Genomic DNA, 19,925 nt, shown 5'->3' with positions numbered 1-19,925 from the left:
GCTTTATTATATATATATTATTCTTTATAAGAAGTTTATACGATGGGATATCCAGAAGATAACTTATCCTTTCTCAAAAATAGCTGTTTCTACTTTTAACCATTTTTAATATTGTCGGATCTATGACCCGACAGGCAAAAAACATTCAATATCGTTGTCATTTCAATCTTATTTCTCCTTAAACAATTAACTAGTCGCATACTTTCCACGAGTGTTTTTTCTTTACGTTCTTTATTTTTTCATAAAAGGGCTTTCTTTTTTTATAGTAAAGTTGTATCATATAATTGTTACAGATAATATATTTCTCTAAAGGGGGAAGTTTGATGAAAGCAATTGTTGCAACAAAAGATCACAAAGCCGCAGTGGTAGACAAGGAATTACGTCCATTACGCCCTGGCGAAGCTCTATTAAAAATGGAATGCTGTGGGGTTTGTCACACAGACTTACATGTTAAAAATGCTGACTTTGGTGATGTTTCTGGGGTTGTCCTCGGTCACGAAGGTATCGGGGAAGTGGTCGAAGTCGCTGATGGCGTAACAAGCTTGAAGATTGGTGACCGTGCTTCTGTTGCTTGGTTCTTTGAAGGCTGTGGCCACTGCGAATACTGTACAAGCGGTCGTGAAACACTTTGCCGTGAAGTTAAAAACGCTGGCTACACAGCTGATGGTGGTATGTCAGAATACTGTATCGTTACCGCCGACTACGCTGTTAAAGTTCCTGATGGTTTGGAATCCGCTCCTGCTTCTTCTATCACTTGCGCTGGTGTAACCACTTACAAAGCTATCAAAGAATCCGGTGTTCGCCCAGGTGAATGGATCCTTATTTCTGGTTTAGGTGGTTTAGGGAACTTAGCTCTCCAATATGCTAGAAATGTCTTCAACGCTAAAACTATTGCGGTTGATATCAATGAAAAGCAATTGGATTTCGCTAAAGAACTAGGCGCTGATATGACTATCAACCCTCTTAACGAAGATGTAGCTAAGGTCATCCAAGAAAAAGTTGGCGGGGTTCACGCTGCCGTTGTAACTGCAGTCGCTAAATCTGCTTTTGACACAGCTGTAGAATCTGTACGTGCTGGTGGACGTGTAGTCGCTGTTGGTCTTCCATCCAGCTCTATGGATTTAAACATCCCTCGTTTAGTTTTAGACGGCATCCAAGTCGTTGGCTCCTTAGTCGGAACTCGTCAAGACTTGAAAGAAGCCTTCCAATTTGGGGCTGAAGGGAAAGTTGTTCCTGTTTGCCACATGCGCCCAATGGAAGATATCAATGATATCTTCAAAGAAATGGAAGAAGGTAAAATCAAAGGCCGTATGGTCATCGATCTAACCGAATTCTCTAAATAAACTAGTCGTTAAATAAGAAAAATTGTTGGGGAGCTTCTAATTCCTCCCTATCTAGAAGGATAGAGGATTAAGCATGAGCTAATCCAACAGTTGTGTAAGACTTTGACACTTACACATACAAAAAGCGAGTATAGATGTTGATTCAACAACGTTTATACTCGCTTTCCTTTTTTTGACTATATATAGTAGCAATTCATCTGCTTTGTCATTCCAAAAAGACTACAGGAGCCAAATCACCTGTAGTCTTTTCCCTTAGCAAACATTTTAAAATGAAGGCTTCTTCCACAAGCTTGCACTCATTAGACAGAAAGTCCGAGTCCAATTAAAAGAAGCTCTAGCTCATCCATCGTAAGTCGCCTTGCATTGCCTGTTGGAGGTGTTATACTTCCCTCTTTTTCAGTCATCGCTTGATCTAACTACTTATATTCCCCTGGTCGTTCAGCATAACCATAGTAGGCATTCTTCATGATTTCCATCATATCCTTAACCATTGGTAAGCGAGGGTTGGCTGGGCTACATTGATCTTCATAAGCCAAGTAAGCCACTTCTTCTAGGGCGTCCATGAATTCTTTCTCTTCAATACCTTGTGCTTTTAAGTTCATTTCGATCCCTAGTCGGCAACCCAAATCATAAACCGCTTGAGCATATGACTTAACCGCAATTTCAGGAGTAGAAGCATCTAAACCAAGAATTCTAGCAATATCTTGGATCTTCTTATCTGCCTTGTAGTAATTGTATTTAGGCCATGTCGCAGCTTTAGCCGGACGGGTGCCATTATAGCGAATCACATATGGCAAGAGGATAGCATTGGTACGTCCATGAACTGTGTGGAAATACCCACCGATCTTATGAGCCATTGAGTGAGACATCCCCAAGAAGGAGTTAGCGAAAGCCATCCCTGCCATGGTTGAGGCATTATGCATTTTTTCACGAGAATAAGCATCGCCTTTCTTCACAGAGTTTTCCAAATTCTCAAAGACTAGTTTAATGACTTGTAAGCAGATACCATCTGTATAGTCATTCGCCAAAGTAGAGATATAAGCTTCTGTGGCATGGGTTAAGACGTCCATCCCCGAATCCGCCGCAACAAAACCTGGAACAGTCATAACAAGATCTGGGTCAACAATAGCGATAGTTGGTGTCAAGGAGTAGTCCGCCAATGGGTATTTACGGTTATTTTCTTTATCAGAAATAACAGCAAAAGGTGTCACTTCAGACCCTGTACCAGATGTTGTTGGAATACCTACATATTTCGCTTTTTGACCCAATTCAGGGAACTTGAAGGCACGTTTACGAATATCCATGAATTTTTGAACCAAGTCATGGAAGTCAATTTGCGGTTGTTCATAGAACATCCACATAACCTTGGCTGCATCCATTACAGAGCCACCGCCTAAAGCAATGATCGTATCCGGTTTGAAACTCTTAATAATTTCTGCCCCACGACGTACTGTCTTCAAATCTGGATCTGGTTCAACATCAGAGAATACTTGGTAAAGTACCTTATTTCTCCGAAGATGCAATTGTTCGATAACCCTTTGCAAGAAGCCTAATTGCACCATAGCTTGGTCTGTAACGATTGTCACACGATGAACATCTTTCATCTTTTGCAAGTATTGAATACTTCCCCGTTCAAAGTAAATCTTGGACGGCACCTTAAACCATTGCATATTATTGACCCGTCTCCCTACTTTTTTGATATTGAGCAAGTTAACCGTGCTGACATTATCCCCGACAGAATTATGTCCATAAGATCCACAACCTAAAGTGAGTGAAGGAATGAAGGCATTGTAAACATTACCGATCCCACCGAAAGTAGAAGGTGAATTGCAAATCACCCGAATGGCTTCTACTTCTCTCCCGAAGCGTTTTGGTAAGTCTGGATCAGCCGTGTGAATAGCTGCTGAGTGGCCTAGCCCATTAAATTCCACCATAGCTTTAGCCTTAGCAATCCCATCATCCGTAGATTCAGATTTTAAAATAGCAATGACTGGAGATAGCTTTTCACGTGTAAGAGGTTCTTTAGGCCCTACTTCACTACAATAAGCAGCTAAAATATTCGTATCTTCCGGCACTTCAAAACCGGCTTCTTTAGCGATCCAAGTAGCAGCTTTCCCAACAATTGCTGGATTCAACTTAGCTTGATCTGCTTCTTCTTTCTTCGTCACCCCAAAGCAGAAAGCTTCAAGTTTATGTTTTTCTTCTTCTGTCACGAAATAGGTATGGTAGGATTTCATTTCTTCGACAAATTCTTCGAAGATTTCTTTATCAATAATAGCTGCTTGTTCAGAGGCACAAACCATCCCATTATCAAAAGATTTACTCATAATAATATCGTGAGCAGCTTGTTTTATATTGGCTGTTTTTTCAACATAAGCAGGAACATTCCCAGCCCCTACCCCTAGTGCAGGTTTCCCACAAGAATAGGCAGCCTTCACCATGGCATTACCACCTGTGGCCAAAATAGTTGAAATACCAGGATGGTTCATCAAAGCAGTGGTTGCTTCCATAGATGGATGTTTGATCCATTGAATACAATTTTCAGGCGCACCTGCAGCAACTGCCGCATCATAAACGATTTGAGCCGCATGAGCGGAAGACTCCTGAGCAGATGGATGGAAAGCAAAAACGATAGGATTCCGAGTCTTCAAACAGATTAACGATTTAAAAATAGCTGTAGATGTCGGATTGGTCGTTGGAGTAATCCCACAAACAACCCCAACTGGTTCAGCAATTTGCGTCAGTCCAGTCACTTCATCTTCACTAATTACACCAACAGTCTTTGTATGGCGCATATAATTGATCACATGTTCACAAGCAAAGAGGTTTTTAGTCGCTTTGTCTTCAAAAACCCCTCTCCCTGTTTCTTCAATCGCATGTTTAGCCAAAATACCATGGTTATCTAGAGCTGCTACCGATGCTTTAGCAACGATATAATCGACTTGTTCCTGTGTTAATAAACGCAATTCATCAAGAGCTTTTAACCCTTTTTCAACTAATGCATTGACTTCTTCTTGAGCCGTCACTTCCTTTGCTGCAAGGTCTTTTTCGTGAACAACTTTTAGATTTTCCTTTTCAGTCTTTACTGGACTCTTTTTTAATGAACTCATGGTATTTCCTCCCGAGTAATGAATTTCACATTGTTTATTGTAGAGACTTCCCACTCTTTTGTAAAGGCTTTTTGTGAAATAAATTACAATAATTTCCCTTTATTTTAGGTGGCGCTTTCATTTTTTATAGTTGAAGAATCAAGCTTTCACCTCTTTCATTTTCATAAGAAAGTAACTTTCATTAATACTTTGTGAAATAACAAACATTGCTAAAATAGGAAATGAGAGCGCTAACTCACAAAATATTTGTTAGCTTTTTCACTTAGATAAGGTCGAATTTCTTCCTTCACCCCACAATTCACCTAGGCTATTTTAGGCTGTCTCTCCTCTTTTCTAGCGAGAAGCGGGCACTTCCTCTTCACCAGCATTTTCTAATAGCCAACTTCTAGTAGACTTTCACCTATATTCCTACTCGAAGCTTTGAAGTTAGCTTTCCTGTCCTTTGATCGAGTAGGATTCTTCCCCTTAATCGAGCTGATTACTTCTCACACCAGCAATAAAAAAACCACTCCCCCAAAGAAGAGTGATTTTCTCTAAAAAATTTACCAACAACAAAATTTGACAAAGCACCTAAAAAATTTACCAACAACAAAATTTGACAAAGCGCCTAAAAAAGCCACCCTTAAAAAAGGGCGCTTTTTTTGAGATATTAGCTGTAAGTGTAGCTTAATCCTGATTGAAATAAGCAAAGACAGCTGGCTTGTTCTTTTCAATAAAGGCCACGTTGGCGTCTAGCAAACGGATATCCATTTCAATTTCACGACCTAGACCTGGAACATCTTTCTTCGGCAAGAAGAATGCTTTAAAGGATTCTAAAGCTTCGGCTGTATGAAGAATATTAGCTGTTACTTGAATAAAAGTACTAAATTCCATATCCCCACCAACTGTTGCTTCTAACCAATGCCATTCATCTTGTAGCCATTGCCAAGCTTTGGCTTCCCCTTTCGGAGAAGAAAGTACTCCGGCATACCAGAAGCGTAAGTCTTGTGGTTTAATCCATTCACTATCTTTAAAGGACTCTAACAAGTGATCTAAGAAAGCCTCATCACTGTATGCCAAAGCGTGACTGAGATCCGATTTATAACTAGCATTTGGACTAGCTTTATAAAGTTGGAATAACTTATGATAAAGATCCTTATCCCCATAATTCTTCACTTCATTGCGAAGGACTTGCCCTCTTATAGCTGCTGGCAATTGAGATGGATCGTCAGCATATTGTTGGTAAAGATCATGTAAGCCTTCAATAGTTTCTTTATCTCCTGCATATAGAGATTGTGACACAAGATAAGGACGAGCTAAGCCGGCATCATTAGCTTCGCCTGCAACTGGTAGTAAGCCGAGCGCTTTAATCCCAGGAGCAGCTAAACGGCTAATATAAGCCTTTAATTGTTCTTCTTCCTTAGACCCTGCTTCTACAAAATCTTTCAGCAAACTAGAGCTATCATAGATCATACTTTGGACAATAGCAGAAGGAGAATCCTTCAAACTTTCCATAACTGGCAATAGGTCTGCATATGCATGATAGCCTGCTTTAGCTAATAATTTCATATCTTGAAGGACTTGCAATTGGGTTAAAGGATTTTCCTTCGTTAAATCCTTCATAATGTCCTTCAAGAGACTGTCATCGTAGTTCACAATGTAGTGAGCGTTATTGCTATCATTCAATCGGAAAGCTTGACCATTTTCTTGACGAAGGGCTGAATAGTTCTCAATAACCAATTCCTTACCTTCCAATAAAAGAGGTAATTCTTTGTAGTTACTGTTCAATGGTACATGCCAAATCTTATCACTCTCACCTTTTTCGCCGATGTAGAATGGTTCTTGACTGATATGCAATTTGTCATCTTCTAAGCGAACAGAGACAACTGGATAACCTGGCTTTTCTAACCAGTTTTCCATAATTTCTCCAATATTCAAGTTGCTGGCTTCGCCGAGATATTTCCATAGATCAGGGCCAGTCGCATTACTGTATTGGTAGTTAGCAAAGTAAGCTTTCAAGCCCTTCCGAAGAGCTTCGTCTCCAATCAAGGATCTTACCATGACTAATAGGCGAGCTCCTTTGGCATACACGATCGCTCCATCAAACAAGGCGTCAATTTCACGTGGATCGTTCACCATAATGTGGACAGATTGCACTCCAGCCGTTGCATCACGTTTAAGAGCAGCTGGGACATCGCTCGTTTGGAACATTTCCCAAACCTTCCAGTCTGGTTCAAGAGCATCTACCGCTACATATTCCATCATGTTAGCGAAACTTTCATTCAACCATAAATCATCCCACCACTTCATCGTCACAAGATCCCCGAACCATTGATGGGCTAATTCGTGCGTGATAACCGTAGCTACCCTTTGTTTGGTGGATAAAGAATCATTATCTGGATCTACCAAAAGATAAGCTTCCCGATAAGTCACCAATCCCCAGTTTTCCATTGCACCAGCTGAAAAGTCAGGTAAAGCCACTTGATAGGATTGAGGAAGTGGATAAGGTGTTTGATAGAAATCTTCATAAAATTCAATAGCTCTTGTGGCAATATCCAAAGCAAAATCTAAATTCTTTGCCGGATGCGCTTTAGTCGCAAAAACGCCTATTTCCACACCAGATTTTGTCTTAGCTTTCTTTTCTTGCAAATCCCCAAAAACAAAAGCGACTAGGTAAGTCGACATCCGTACTGTCTTTTTAAAATAGTGAACCCCATTTTCGCAGCGTTCTTCTGGTTGGTTGGCCAGAATAGTTTCCCCTTCTTCTTCGTCGAATTTGATAGCCAAGCTAAAGCTAGCCTTAGCTTCTGGCTCATCCACACATGGGAAAGCTTGACGTGCAAAAGTTGTTTCAAATTGAGTTGCAACTAATTGTTTCTTCACCCCATCAACTTGGTAATAGCAAGGATAGATCCCCATCATTGGATCGGTCAATTTTGCATGGTATTCAAGAGTAAATGTTACTTGCCCTACTGGTAAAGAAGAAATTTCTACGGCTTCTTGATCGTCTAGGCTCTTATAAGGAAGCTCCTTGCCGTCCAGTTGAACGGAAGTGACGGTTAAATGTTTTTGATTCAAGCGAATAGTCGAAGATAGGGCCTCCCCTGTTACAGTGGTTTTCCCTTTAATTGTCTTATCCTTTCGACTAATCTCTAGGTATAAATCATAGTGATCAGGATGAAACTGATCGTACAAACGAATAGCTGTCATAAATACACCTCCAAATTATTTATTATCCTTCACTTCATTATACGCAAACATACTCCCCTTAGACAACTAATAAATAAAAGCGCTCTACTTTTTATTTTTCAGCTCAGCTATTGCCCTCGCTGATGACAAACAAACTTGTCTACGTTGATCCTCACCCAGTCGTCTCCCCCCAGTATTCAGTGTTAACGTAAAGTTGTGCATAGCTAGATCCTCACCCAGTCGTCTTCCCCTCAAATGCATGTTTTCTAAAGTATTTGCCTATAAATGCTATAACAACCCTTTACATTTGAAAAAAATCGGCGTATGATTATCTTGTTGTTGTATGAGTGCCCGTTGGTCAAGGGGTTAAGACGCCGCATTCTCAGTGCGGAATCACGGGTTCGAATCCCGTACGGGTGATAAAAGGACAAACGCTATCTCGTCCAAATCCAAAAAAAAGCAGTAGGTTCTGCCTGAATAGGTCAGTCCTACTGCTTTTTGCTGTCTAAAATCTAGGGTCTTATCCCCTAGATCTTCCAGCTTCTAAGCTTGATAAAGCTAAAAATCCGACAACTTTTCAAGACAATTAATGCATTTTTATTTCCAAAAATCTTTCATTGTATTCGATCGTTTTCTTTTTACCAATGTTCTTATAAATTTCCATTCGTTTGATCGCTTCTGCATCCGGATAACTGTTCTTATCTTCCGTTATAGATTTTGGTAAGAGTTTCAATGCAGCTGTATTTGGCGTTGAATAGGTAATATAGCGAGCATTTTGCGCCGCTACTTCCGGTCGCATCAAGAAGGATATAAAATCATGTGCCCCTTGAATATTTTTCGCCGATTTCGGAATGACCAGATTATCCACCCAAATATTAGTGCCTTCTTCTGGAATCACATAACGGAGATCTGGATTTTCCTCTAACATGACACCTGCTTCTCCAGAAAAAGTAACTGCAATAGGAGCCTCTCCCTGAATCATATACATTTTCATTTCATCGGCTAAGAGTGCTTTGATATTCGTCATTAAGCCCTTCAAATCTCCCTCTACCCGATCCAAAATTTCTGAATTGCATTCATTCAAAGAATAGCCTCGCCTTTGCAAGCCAATGCCTAACATCTCTCTTGCTCCATCGATCATGAGAATGGAATCCTTGTATTCTGGTTTCCATAGGTCGGCCCATCGTTTAATAGCCCCTTCTCCAAGTTGTTTGCTATTATACACAATGCCTAAAGTTCCCCAAAAGTATGGAATAGAGTATTTATTCTTTGGATCAAATGGCATATCCAAAAATCGTTTGTCTATATACTGCATACCCTTGATTTTCGAATAGTCAATGGGACGCAATAAGTTTGCTTTGGCCATTTCTGGAACTTTGTACTCAGATGGCACAGCCACATCGTAATGGGTTCCTCCTTGACGGATCTTGGTAATCATGGACTCATTAGAATCAAATGTTTCATACACTACATGGTAGCCGTACTCTTTTTCAAATTGCTTGATTAAAGAAGGGTCAATATAGTCCCCCCAATTAAACACTACGACCTCACTTTTAGCTCGTCCTGTCACTTCACTCGATAGTTTTTGTTTACAGGCAAACAAGGCCAAAACGGTTACAGCTATCGCTAAAAGATAGTAAGAGATCTTTCGCATAGGTCATCCCTTCTTTCTTCATTATCTCCCCAAACTATGGCTCAATAGGACATTATCTTTGCCACGTTTACTGCGTTTGAGTTGTTGTTTAGAAATCGCATAGTAAGCCAAGATGACCCCAAGCGAGAATAAGAAAATCAAGGTGCTTAAGGCATTAATTTCTAAAGATACCCCTCTCCTAGCCCTCGAGAAAATTTCAACAGACAGGGTAGAAAAGCCATTCCCGCTTACAAAGAAAGTCACTGCAAAATCATCAAGGGAATAGGTAAAAGCCATAAAGAAGCCAGAGAGAATTCCTGGTGTAATCAAAGGCAATAAGACTTTAGAAAAAACTTGCCAAGCATTGGCTCCAAGATCTCTTGCTGCCACCACTAGGGATTGGTTCAATTCTTCTAATTTTGGCAAGACCATAATCACCACAATAGGTACATTAAACGCAATATGGGCAAGCAGTACGGAATAAAAGCCTAATTTAAAGCCTATCATGGTAAAAAGAATCAAGAGACTGGCCCCGATAATAACATCCGGCGATACCATCAAGACATTGTTCAAGTTCAAAAGGATCCTTTTTTGCCGCCCACGTTTCACATTGTGGATAAAAATAGCTCCGAAAGTCCCAATAATCGTCGCAAATAAGGCAGACAGAAAGGCAATAATCAATGTATCACACACAATCACTAATAAGCGACCATCTGAAAAAACGGCTTGGTAATGTTCAAGTGTCCATCCAGTAAACTGATTCATGTTGCCAGCTTTGTTAAACGAGTAGATCATCAAGTAAAAGATCGGTAGGTAAAGGACAAGAAAGGTAAGAAAAAGATACAAGTTCCCAAAAAGATTATTCTTTCTTTTGACCATTCACACTGCCCCCTTTCGATTGTGATAAAGCCATAAAGATGACCATAGCAAGGATCAGGACTACCCCTATGGTTGAACCCATCCCCCAATTCTCAGCCACTAGGAATTGTTGCTCTACAGCAGTCCCTAATGTAATCACACGGTTTCCTCCTATTAAGCGTGTGAGCATGAAAAGTGAAAGAGAAGGGATGAAGATCGCCTGAACACCAGCTTTCACCCCTGACATGGACAAGGGAATGGTCACTAAGCGCAATGTTTGCCATCGATTGGCGCCTAGGTCTCGAGCAGCAATCTCATAAGACGGATCAATAGCCATCAAAGCATTATAGATAGGCAAAATCATAAAGGGCAATTCAATATAAGCCGCTGCCACAATAAAACTGGTGTGGGTAAAGAGAATTTGTTGCGGGCCAATCCCCACAAAACTCAAAAATTCATTCACCGGGCCAGATTGACTGAAAATCCCTATAAAAGCATAAGCTTTCAGCAAAATATTAATCCAAGTCGGCAAAATCAAGAGCAGTATCCACAAGGACTGCTTCTCTGCCTTGGTTAAGAAATATGCGCATGGATAGGCTACAAGAAGGGTTAAAAGGGTAATAATTCCCGCAAAGACAATCGAATTGATGGTCATTTTAATATAGGTGGCCATTCCAAAATAATGGCTGTAGTTAGCTAATGAAAATTGCCCATTGGCATTAAAAAACGATTGATAACCAATCAAAGCTAGTGGCGCAATCACAAAAAACACTAACCAAAGCGCATAAGGTAAGGCCATCACCCATTTAGAAGTCTTCGTCACGTGTATCGTCCTCCTTACTGAAGTGTTCCAGACGATAGTAGAAGTCCTCCTCACTTTCTCCAAATCTCATGACATGGATAGCTGGTGGCGTAATATCCAAGCCAACTTCTTGGTTTCGAGGCGCTTGCTTGGTGGAATGAATGACCCATTTTTGCCCCTTATCGTCACTACAGTTAATTTCATAATGCACTCCACGGAAGAGTTGAGAAAGAACCTTCACCTTGAAAAGAGCTTTCTCAACAGGGACAATTTCTATATCTTCCGGTCGTACAACTACTTCTACTTCTTCTTTTTTCCTCATCCCAGCATCGACACAATCTACGGTCTTACCAGCAAAAGTTACTCGATAATCATCTTCCATTACTCCAGGGAAAATATTGGCTTCCCCAATGAAATCAGCCACAAAATGATTGATCGGCTCGTCATAGATATCTAAAGGCGTCCCTTTTTGCATGATTTTCCCGTCTGCCATAATAAAAATTTTGTCACTCATAGCCAAAGCTTCTTCTTGATCATGGGTCACAAAAATAAAGGTGATCCCTAAACGCTTTTGCAAAGCTCGTAATTCATACTGCATTTGCGTTCTTAATTTTAAATCCAAGGCAGATAGAGGTTCATCCAAGAGCAAAACTTCTGGTTCATTGATAATCGCCCGTGCAATAGCAACCCTTTGCCTTTGTCCGCCAGACATTTCGTGAATTTGACGATTTTCATAGCCGGACAAACGAACCATGCGCAAGGCTTCTTTGACACGTTCTGCAATTTCGTCTTTCGGCCGTTTCTTTAAAGATAAACCAAAAGCTACATTATCAAAGACATTCATGTGTGGAAAGAGAGCGTAATCTTGAAAGACAGTATTTACTCTTCGTTTATCTGGTGGTAAATTCGTCACATTTTCCCCATTTAAAAGAATTTCACCTGAGTCCGCCGATAAGAATCCTGCAATCAAGCGTAAAATCGTGGTCTTGCCACAACCGGAAGGTCCCAACAAAGTGTAGAACTTCCCCTTTTCAATAGTAAACGACACCTTGTCCAAAATTGTGACATCATCAAAGCTCTTACTGACGTCCTCAAACTGAATAATGTGGGTTGGCATAGACACACTTCCTTTTCTAACATTATTGTTGCTTAAAAATCCCTTTAGATCTAACAGTCGCAAATACTTTCTTCTGACGAAGCTTCTCCAATAATACGTACTTCTGTTTCAAGAGAAACATTAAAACGCTCTTTAATAACTTCTTGCACATGACGAATTAAGCGCATATAGTCACTAGCCGTTCCATGATCTACATTAACCATAAAACCTGCATGTTTTTTAGAAACTTCTACTCCGCCAATTCTATAGCCTTGTAAGCCTGCTTCTTGGATTAATTGACCTGTATAATGGCCTTCTGGTCGTTTAAATACGCTCCCGCAACTTGGATATTCTAGCGGTTGCTTACTTTCCCGAAGATGCGTTAATTCTTGCATCTTCGCCTCGATCGCTCCAGCTTCTCCAACTCTTAAGTTAAATACCACTTCAAGCACAAGGTCCCTACTTTCTTGAAGGCTACTATGCCGATAGGAAAAATCCAATTCTTTCGAAGTTAAAACTTTCACTTCTCCAGTTTTATCCATGACTGTAACAGACTGCACAACATCTTTCATTTCTCCCCCGTAAGCGCCGGCATTCATAAAAGCAGCTCCACCAACAGAGCCTGGGATTCCACAAGCAAATTCCAAGCCTGTAAGAGAAAGATCAGCTGCATATCGGCTCACATCTACCAGCTTAGCTCCAGCTTGCGCCATCACAAGAGAACCCTCTTTCCGAATAGCTTCCATTTCATTCAGCATGATGACCACGCCACGAATACCACCATCTCTAATAATCACATTAGAGGCATTCCCCAAGACTGTCAAAGGAATGGCATCTTCACGGCACTTTTTGACCACTACTGCTAAATCTTCCACTGTTTTAGGAAAAATCAATACATCTGCTGGTCCACCAGTTTCAGTATAGGTATAACTAGCAAGGGATTCGTGAGTTAATACTCGACTATCCTTTAGAAGTTCTTTCCACATGTTCACTGTCTCTCCTTCACTTACCAAGGCGCCGAGACACTTCCATCATCCAATTGGAAGGTTAGGAAGCCTTCATTGGAAATGGCAGAAGCAATCCGGTGACAAATTTGATAGGTTTCTAATATTTCTCTTGCAGGGATCGGCCACTCTTTCGTATCGAGTCCTTCTATAAAGGCTTGAACAGCTGTTTCAATCCCATAGCGATGCGGCATCGTTTCCCATGGATCTTTTTCAATGACTACACACTCACTACCTTGACGAATAGTCATTGATTGCCAATTAGAGAGGGTATATACCCCAGAGATACCTTCTACCTCTGCGATTTGATACTGCGTTCCGGCTTGTTCATTCACTGTCACAATGGCAGATTGATTTTCTGTTTCTAAATAAACAATAATTCGTTCCAGATAAATCCCATTTTTAGCTAAACGGAAGGACCCCTTCTTAATCGGTTCGTTCAAAATAAAGGCCGTCGTGTGCAATAATTGAGCAAAATCCGTCCAAATCAACTCTTCTGTTGTCCGTTTAGAATCCACAAAAAACTGACTCAGACGAATATGATTTTTATTCGCCACATCTCGTAAGCTACAGATGGCTTCAGAAAATCGACTCACATAAGAGGGAAGAATAAACCCTCCGTACGCCAGGCAATCCTGTAAATCTTGCCCAAGTTGGATCATATCGCGTTCCAGAGGGGGTATAGTAAAAATAGGTACAGATCTTTGAATCAAGGTTTTCTTTAAAAGCTTATAGTATTGCGTTTGACGAGCCACAATCACACCGTCTAACTTAAATTGCAAAAGTTCTTCTGGTGTTTCACAAGGAATAACCTGCGTTAAGCCCATGAGAAATTGATTTAACAAGATCGGAGAGTCTTCATGAACATACCATTTAATATCCTCTTCTAGTCGACTCAATACTGGCAGGTATAATTGGTGCATGACATCGTTATATCCAATAATTCCGATCCGTTTCATCCTTTTTTCTCCCTTCAATTATCTCTATACAAAATCTATCTTCAATTAGAGATCTTTCTTTCGTTACTTCCACTTAATCACGATGAGTCCATTATAACATGAATAGAAAGTCTAGGGGGCATAAGGAAAGAAGAAAGCTCTCCTAGTCAATCCTCTCTCGAACTCTACCCAATTATCCTCCCAGCATAAAAACTCTTTTCCACTTCCCCTAAAAATCCAGACTCCTCTTATAAAAAACTACTGCCGATCTAGCTTTTCTTTCCTTGCAAAATTCGATACACTTGTCCTAGCTGATCAAGCTTTTCTTCCCTTACAAAATTCGATACACTTGTCCTAATAGAAGGCTTTTACCCTTTCAAAAGGACTAGATCTAACCTTCCTAGTCCACCAATGCTACTTGTATTTTAAGGAGAATATTATGGAAAACAAACGTCTCAATCGACAAGCGACTTTCATCAGCTTACTCAATTTGCTCTATGCTTCTCGCCACTTTTCAGTCTTAACCCATATCCATGGTCGCTTTATATTTATGGCGGGCTTTTTAAGTTTAATCGGCCTTTATTTATCGCTCAAAGCTAGAAATCATGTTATTAAGTGGCTTTGCTTCTTCATCAATCTTTGCCTACTAGTTTGGATTATTTATGCCGGCTTTATCGCTTAATATTTTCTGATTCAAAATAGAACACCAGACCTCCTGTAAGTGAACAAGGAAAAGAAACTTGCTTCCTTCTTCTTTTTTCTTACACAAGGACTGGTGTTTTATCTATTGAAACTCGTCATTCTTTACACACTAGAGAGGAAAAGTCTGCCCATTTCTTGATCCTTTCGACACAAGAATTGACCTTCCTCTTTTTTTGGGGGGAATTATTGAAAGTACCCTTGATAAACTACTTCTCCTGCCCTTTCACATAGGCCATGTAATAGCCATCAACATACTCTCCTGAAAGTTTTCGACTAACCGCCTTGGCTTTTCCTTCAATTTGAAAACCTAGCGACTGATACAAGCTTATCGCCGGACGATTAGAAGATAAGACCCGTAATTCCAAGCGGTAAAGCGGACTAAACTCGTGGAACCAGGTCAAAGCTTCTTCCATCAACAAGCGTCCCAAGCCCTGTCCCCAGTAATCTTGATCCACTACGACTCCAATTTCTCCAATATGCTCAATATGTCTCTCTAAAACCGAACCTACCGTAACTTGACCGATTACCCTTCCTTCTGGGGAATCTTCTACCGCCACTAGCCAAAATTGACAAGAACTCTCTCTCAACGCCTCCAAATTAGCTGCTAAATAAGTAGATGCATATGGAATGCCTTCAGGTCCATAAGTCAAATGCTCCGTTTGACTACCGACTCGCTTGGAAAAGTTTAAGATCTCCTCCGCATCACTTGCTTGAGCTTGTCGAATGCATATTTCTACTTCTTTCATCCCATTCACCTTCTCCTACTACACAGCTACATCTCTTAAAGGACAACTAGTTCATTTCCAAACGGTGAAGTAAGGCTTGACTGGCTGACCCTTCTGCCGAAAATGCCAGAGAACGTGTATCATCCTCTTCTCTTGTCACCTTAATAGTTAAGGCATCATCTGGGAGCCACTCCCCAATTTGTTGTGGCCATTCGATCACCGTAATAGCATCGGCCTCGTAATACTCTTCCAAACCTAAAATTTCTGCCTCTTCTTCTGTAATCCGATACATATCCATATGGTAAAGAGGAATACTAGCTTCAGGGTATTCTCTAATAAGGGTATAGGTTGGACTTTTTAAGGGGCGAGTCACTCCTAAAGCTTCTGCTATTCCCTTGGTTAAAGTCGTCTTTCCTACCCCCAAATCTCCTTCGAGTAAAATATGGTCACCAGCTGTTAGAGCTTGTCCTAAACGTTTCCCTAATTCACGCATTTCTTCATCTGTTTTTGCTTGCCACATCACGATCACCTCTTTCTCCTTTCGTCCTTTCCCTTTTTCATCGTGGGTCACATCTTTTTTCAATCACATCTTTCATTATACCGACCAGCTCTTTTTCTGCCAACACTAAAAGATAGCCCTATACAACTTTCCTAAACGCTCTCACATTTTATCCCTCATTTTATGTAGCTTGGGCTACTTTTGGGAAATCCTACATTTACTTCTATATAGCAAAAAAGGCTCCTGCTAGGGAGTCTTTTTGCCTTATCTTTTTCCTACAAGAAAAGCTAGTTTTTGCAATGGATTGCTGTTTGACTTGCTCACTTTTCTTGCGGGACAGCGTCTGATTCAAGATCAGTTACTCTTATGTGCAGCTTATTTCACCAAAGTTTGGTTAGCTGTAATGATAGCTAATTTGTAAACATCCTCTTCCACACAACCACGGGATAGGTCAGAAATAGGCGCATTCAAACCTTGCAAGATTGGCCCTACAGCTTCATACCCACCCAAACGTTGAGCGATCTTATAGCCGATATTACCCGATTGAATTTCTGGGAAGACAAAAACTTTAGCTTTCCCTGCCACAGAAGAACCTGGAGCTTTCAATTGGGCTACAGCTGGTACAAAAGCCGCATCGAATTGTAATTCGCCATCAAAATCAAATTCTGGCGCTAATTCTTGGGCAATCTTGGTTGCTTCAGCCACTTTTTGGGCTTGATCCGCCTTGGCAGACCCTTTAGTCGAGAAGGAAAGCAAGGCAACTTTGGTATCTACGCCAAACATCTTAGCTGTTTTAGCTGTTTCAACAGCAATTTCTCCCAATTCTTGTGCAGATGGGTCAATATTAATCGCACAGTCCCCCATAATGAAACGTTCTTCGTTTTTCAACAGCAAGAAAGCCCCACTCGTCCGACTCACACCAGGTTTTGTTTTAACAATTTGAAGGGCTGGACGAACCGTATCTCCAGTAGAGTGAATCGCTCCAGAAACTAAACCATCCGCTTTTTTCAAATAAACTAACATGGTACCAAAGTAAGTTTCATCCCGCAAAAGACTTTCCGCTTGTTCTTTAGTAGCTTTCCCCTTACGCCGTTCAACAAAAGCTTCCACTAATTCGTCATAAGCCTCATAGTGATATGGATCAATTAAGGTCAACCCATCCACGCTAACCCCTTGTTCTTTAGCGAAAGCACGAATTTCTTCTTCGTTACCCAACAATACGGGTTGGCAAATATTCTCAGCCTTCAAACGAACGGCAGCACGTAAAATACGGCTATCTAAACTTTCTGGGAAAACAATCGAAATACCTTTTCCAACAACTTTTTCTTTTAATTCTTGGATCAAATCCACGGTTCATCCCTCCTATATTTTCCATCTCCTATGATACAACAAATCCCTTTAGCAGTGGGAGAGTTTCCGATGAAAAAAAGCTAAGAATGAACAGTTCTTATCCCCATTTTCAGAAAAACAGGCCTAAAATCTAGAACAGATCTGAAAAAGCTGTTCTAAATCTTTCTCTCTTTTGGGTTTCTTTTGCTATTTTAATCTATTTATAATCATGGTATAATGTTATTAAAGAAAGCAAGTGAAGTTCGCCGAGCCTAACGATTTCCCACTAAGAAGTCGGTCAACTGCCTATTTCGATTCATAGCTCTAGCACTTTTGCTAGGAGGTGAGAAAGATGAAAGACTTCTTCACTTACTTCTTTAAAGTCGTTGTCCCCCAGCTGTTCTTACACACCATTTAAATCCTTCATCTAGCTAAGTTATCCTGCTCTTTCAGGACTTGAGGGTACTTTCTTCCCTCCTGACACTAGGCTAAAAAAGCTGAGGAGTTAGAAATAGTTTTCCTTTCCCAACAAAAGGAGAGCTCCATCCCCTTAACTTACACGATAAGAGGATATAGACTGGAAGAACAATTGCCCTCACACAATAGGAGGTGAGTAACATGAAAAAATTCTTTGACTTTTTCTTTAACGTAGTGACCTATCACATGTTCTTAAAGTTCCCATGCTAATTCTTCCTATCCTCTAAGTCCCATTCTAAACAAGCTGACCTAAACACGGAGGATAGAAGCTATGTTATTAGATGATAAAACGGCAAGCTTTGCCCTCTTTCATTCAGAAGGCAAGTTGCCGTTTTTTTTGCGCTATACTTTTCGCTCTTTCATAAGAGAACTAACCCATTATCTGTCTACAGCTTGAAGATCTCACCACTATAGTCTCGAAATTCTCCTTTCGAGTGCAGACTGACTAAAAATTCACACAGAACCATTATTCTTTAGACAGCTTGTTCTCATTTCACCTCATATAGGCACCAAATCATTTCTGGAGAATAACTTTCACAAATCTTTTTCCTATCTTCATCATCTAAAGCATCCTTGCTCACTATCGCAAAACGATAGCCCTTATCTTCCCATTGATTTTTGGCCTTAGCTTTACTCGGCGCAAAATCTATAGGACTAGCTATCCCTCTTCTGGATAAGTAGTCTAACATTAGAAATTGCGTCGCTGGCTGAATAATCGCCTTATCCATTTTATAAGGTTTATTTTCAACCAACACCATCTCTTTAATCGGTGCGTGAAAGAGTTCTACAATATTGAGCCTTCGATAGTATTCATAATTAAAATCCTTCCATCCATACGCTCTACAACTACTCTCAAAAGCTAACGGCATCAGGATGTACTGCCCTTTTAAATGATCAATATTTTCTATCATCCGATCAAAACTGCTATATAGTCTGATTTCATCAATTTTGCTTTTAACATAGCTAATCGCATGATAACAATCTGTTGTTGTTGGTCCTAACGTATTTAGTATCATTTTGCCCTCCGAAGAAATGTCCGTTCGTAAAAGTCCAATTCTTATTCTCCTAACGACAGTAACTTTGCCGACATGTTTGTTCCTGAACCCTCCTGATGAACTAGACCACGTGCTCCTAACGACAGCAACATTCCCGACACGGTCATTCTGATGCTCTCCAGCAACAACGCTAGCTGCCTAAAAATCTTACTCGCCAATAGAATCTATCTCTTATTCCCTCTTAGATAAAACTTATTTCTTTAAAACCACTATAGCTTTACTCACTCTTTTAATTCACTTTTTCATCATCACTATGGCCTTTTAACTCCAATTCATTGAACTCAAGTCAGCTAACACTAGCCATTTTATTCCATACGATCAAACTAATACCCTAAAGATTATTTCTTCACAGGCAAAGCTTTACTTGATCATCCATCTTTAAAAGAAAAATTTTAAAAGGACATTGCCAACTCGATATCCATCAATAAGTCGCAGGAATAACTTTGCCCTTTAAAGGCATTCAACTATCCACTCATTATTATGCTATTTCCAATGATCTAATCGGTCTATTTTTTGCTTTTTATTATCACTAATTTTTACTTTTTATTATCATACCCTTGCCTTGTTTTTAAATCAAGTAGATTATGCCTTATATTTTTATTCTGTGAAGAGTTTTGGACACTCTAGCCTTTCTTTCCCCTTAACAAAAATATCGCTTCCTTTGACTTCCCCTTACAAAAAAGTAAAATCTCGGCTCTATACTTTTTGATGTTGGTGAAAGAGACAGACTGTAGTCTGTCTATGCCATATAAAGCACAAAAATGACCGATTCTTTCGGATAAGAGTTACCTTCATCCGGGAAAATGCAGCGGGACCGCTGGGAGCCTTGGTCTCCCAGCTAGTCAGTCTCAGCTCCACTTTGTTACGCACATAAGTTTCTAATGCTCGTTCCTCGCAAAGAAACTCATCGAAACTTGCTGTAAGCCTTTCGGCACAGCAAGTAATTCGCTTGACTTCCTTTTACGCTGCTCCCGATGAAGGACTCTTTCCTCCAGTTCGGTCATACTGAGCTTTTATTCATCAGTGCTTGTTACATTCACCAACAACTAAGTATAGATAGAAAGGCACATCCAAATTCCTCTATACTTAAGTTACGACACTAAAAGGGAGGAATTTAGATATGCTGTATTTGGTAAACTAAAAATCAGCCAAGTGGCAATTAAAAATCCAGCCGCTTGACCAACAA

At 40.3% G+C, this 19,925-nt stretch carries 14 protein-coding genes and 1 tRNA gene; 3 read left to right on the top strand and 12 right to left on the bottom strand.

The genetic code is table 11. The features are described 5' to 3' along the window. Positions 1-323: 323 nt before the first annotated feature. Positions 324-1,343 carry an alcohol dehydrogenase AdhP gene (adhP, locus tag D3H64_RS02130; protein ID WP_121564385.1) on the top strand — a complete coding sequence of 340 codons (1,020 nt, stop codon included), beginning with the start codon at positions 324-326 and terminating at the stop codon, positions 1,341-1,343. A gap of 416 nt (positions 1,344-1,759) precedes the next feature. Here adhP and adhE read toward each other — a convergent pair whose 3' ends face one another. Beyond that, on the bottom strand, positions 1,760-4,453 hold the full coding sequence (gene adhE, locus D3H64_RS02125) for a bifunctional acetaldehyde-CoA/alcohol dehydrogenase (protein WP_121564383.1): 2,694 nt from the start codon (positions 4,451-4,453) through the stop codon (positions 1,760-1,762). Positions 4,454-5,119: 666 nt separating this feature from the next. Next, positions 5,120-7,642 (bottom strand): M1 family metallopeptidase, encoded by a 2,523-nt coding sequence (locus D3H64_RS02120; protein ID WP_121564381.1) that lies wholly within the window; start codon positions 7,640-7,642, stop codon positions 5,120-5,122. Between the two features lie 327 nt (positions 7,643-7,969). Between D3H64_RS02120 and D3H64_RS02115 the strand changes: the two genes are divergently transcribed. Then, positions 7,970-8,041 (top strand) — tRNA-Glu (locus D3H64_RS02115). Between the two features lie 166 nt (positions 8,042-8,207). Here the strand turns inward: D3H64_RS02115 and D3H64_RS02110 are convergent. Genes D3H64_RS02110 through D3H64_RS02085 form a run of 6 tightly spaced genes read right to left on the bottom strand, consistent with a single transcriptional unit; the run spans position 8,208 to position 13,973 of the window. After that, positions 8,208-9,275: an ABC transporter substrate-binding protein gene (locus D3H64_RS02110; protein WP_121564379.1), complete on the bottom strand. Its 1,068-nt coding sequence runs from the start codon at positions 9,273-9,275 to the stop codon at positions 8,208-8,210. 21 nt (positions 9,276-9,296) lie between these two features. Continuing rightward, positions 9,297-10,133 (bottom strand): ABC transporter permease, encoded by an 837-nt coding sequence (locus tag D3H64_RS02105; RefSeq protein WP_121564377.1) that lies wholly within the window; start codon positions 10,131-10,133, stop codon positions 9,297-9,299. Next, positions 10,114-10,911 (bottom strand): ABC transporter permease, encoded by a 798-nt coding sequence (locus D3H64_RS02100; protein ID WP_121564401.1) that lies wholly within the window; start codon positions 10,909-10,911, stop codon positions 10,114-10,116. Before D3H64_RS02100 ends, D3H64_RS02105 begins: the two co-directional genes overlap by 20 nt. Before the next feature lie 7 nt (positions 10,912-10,918). Next, complete coding sequence (locus D3H64_RS02095; protein ID WP_121564376.1) at positions 10,919-12,031, bottom strand: ABC transporter ATP-binding protein; 1,113 nt, start codon at positions 12,029-12,031, stop codon at positions 10,919-10,921. A 50-nt stretch (positions 12,032-12,081) separates the two neighbouring features. After that, positions 12,082-12,996 (bottom strand): UDP-N-acetylmuramate dehydrogenase, encoded by a 915-nt coding sequence (gene murB, locus D3H64_RS02090; RefSeq protein ID WP_121564374.1) that lies wholly within the window; start codon positions 12,994-12,996, stop codon positions 12,082-12,084. A gap of 20 nt (positions 12,997-13,016) precedes the next feature. Continuing rightward, complete coding sequence (locus D3H64_RS02085; protein ID WP_121564372.1) at positions 13,017-13,973, bottom strand: hypothetical protein; 957 nt, start codon at positions 13,971-13,973, stop codon at positions 13,017-13,019. 418 nt (positions 13,974-14,391) lie between these two features. Between D3H64_RS02085 and D3H64_RS02080 the strand changes: the two genes are divergently transcribed. Continuing rightward, the gene (locus tag D3H64_RS02080) at positions 14,392-14,634 is read left to right on the top strand and encodes a hypothetical protein (RefSeq protein ID WP_121564370.1); all 243 of its coding nucleotides are present in this window, start codon (positions 14,392-14,394) and stop codon (positions 14,632-14,634) included. Positions 14,635-14,860: 226 nt separating this feature from the next. Here D3H64_RS02080 and D3H64_RS02075 read toward each other — a convergent pair whose 3' ends face one another. The 4 genes from D3H64_RS02075 to D3H64_RS02060 all read right to left on the bottom strand — a co-directional run bounded on the left by D3H64_RS02075 (position 14,861) and on the right by D3H64_RS02060 (position 18,700). Beyond that, positions 14,861-15,400 carry a GNAT family N-acetyltransferase gene (locus D3H64_RS02075; RefSeq protein ID WP_121564368.1) on the bottom strand — a complete coding sequence of 180 codons (540 nt, stop codon included), beginning with the start codon at positions 15,398-15,400 and terminating at the stop codon, positions 14,861-14,863. A gap of 46 nt (positions 15,401-15,446) precedes the next feature. Beyond that, positions 15,447-15,899 carry a tRNA (adenosine(37)-N6)-threonylcarbamoyltransferase complex ATPase subunit type 1 TsaE gene (tsaE, locus tag D3H64_RS02070; protein WP_121564399.1) on the bottom strand — a complete coding sequence of 151 codons (453 nt, stop codon included), beginning with the start codon at positions 15,897-15,899 and terminating at the stop codon, positions 15,447-15,449. Positions 15,900-16,253: 354 nt separating this feature from the next. Beyond that, positions 16,254-17,228, bottom strand: coding sequence for a phosphate acetyltransferase (pta, locus tag D3H64_RS02065; protein ID WP_121564366.1), 975 nt, complete (start codon positions 17,226-17,228; stop codon positions 16,254-16,256). A gap of 944 nt (positions 17,229-18,172) precedes the next feature. Next, positions 18,173-18,700, bottom strand: a complete 528-nt coding sequence (locus D3H64_RS02060; protein WP_121564364.1) for a hypothetical protein — start codon at positions 18,698-18,700, stop codon at positions 18,173-18,175. Between the last annotated feature and the right edge of the window lie 1,225 nt (positions 18,701-19,925).

Source organism: Atopobacter sp. AH10 (assembly GCF_003664595.1).
Lineage (GTDB): Bacteria > Bacillota > Bacilli > Lactobacillales > Aerococcaceae > Atopobacter.
This window is presented reverse-complemented; position numbering and strand designations above follow the sequence as displayed.

Coding starts and splice junctions, on each gene's coding strand:
- adhP (WP_121564385.1), top strand. CDS start 324: ATGAAAGCAATTGTTGCAACAAAAGATCACAAAGCCGCAGTGGTAGAC.
- adhE (WP_121564383.1), bottom strand. CDS start 4,453: ATGAGTTCATTAAAAAAGAGTCCAGTAAAGACTGAAAAGGAAAATCTA.
- D3H64_RS02120 (WP_121564381.1), bottom strand. CDS start 7,642: ATGACAGCTATTCGTTTGTACGATCAGTTTCATCCTGATCACTATGAT.
- D3H64_RS02110 (WP_121564379.1), bottom strand. CDS start 9,275: ATGCGAAAGATCTCTTACTATCTTTTAGCGATAGCTGTAACCGTTTTG.
- D3H64_RS02105 (WP_121564377.1), bottom strand. CDS start 10,133: ATGGTCAAAAGAAAGAATAATCTTTTTGGGAACTTGTATCTTTTTCTT.
- D3H64_RS02100 (WP_121564401.1), bottom strand. CDS start 10,911: ATGGCCTTACCTTATGCGCTTTGGTTAGTGTTTTTTGTGATTGCGCCA.
- D3H64_RS02095 (WP_121564376.1), bottom strand. CDS start 12,031: ATGCCAACCCACATTATTCAGTTTGAGGACGTCAGTAAGAGCTTTGAT.
- murB (WP_121564374.1), bottom strand. CDS start 12,996: ATGTGGAAAGAACTTCTAAAGGATAGTCGAGTATTAACTCACGAATCC.
- D3H64_RS02085 (WP_121564372.1), bottom strand. CDS start 13,973: ATGAAACGGATCGGAATTATTGGATATAACGATGTCATGCACCAATTA.
- D3H64_RS02080 (WP_121564370.1), top strand. CDS start 14,392: ATGGAAAACAAACGTCTCAATCGACAAGCGACTTTCATCAGCTTACTC.
- D3H64_RS02075 (WP_121564368.1), bottom strand. CDS start 15,400: ATGAAAGAAGTAGAAATATGCATTCGACAAGCTCAAGCAAGTGATGCG.
- tsaE (WP_121564399.1), bottom strand. CDS start 15,899: ATGTGGCAAGCAAAAACAGATGAAGAAATGCGTGAATTAGGGAAACGT.
- D3H64_RS02060 (WP_121564364.1), bottom strand. CDS start 18,700: ATGATACTAAATACGTTAGGACCAACAACAACAGATTGTTATCATGCG.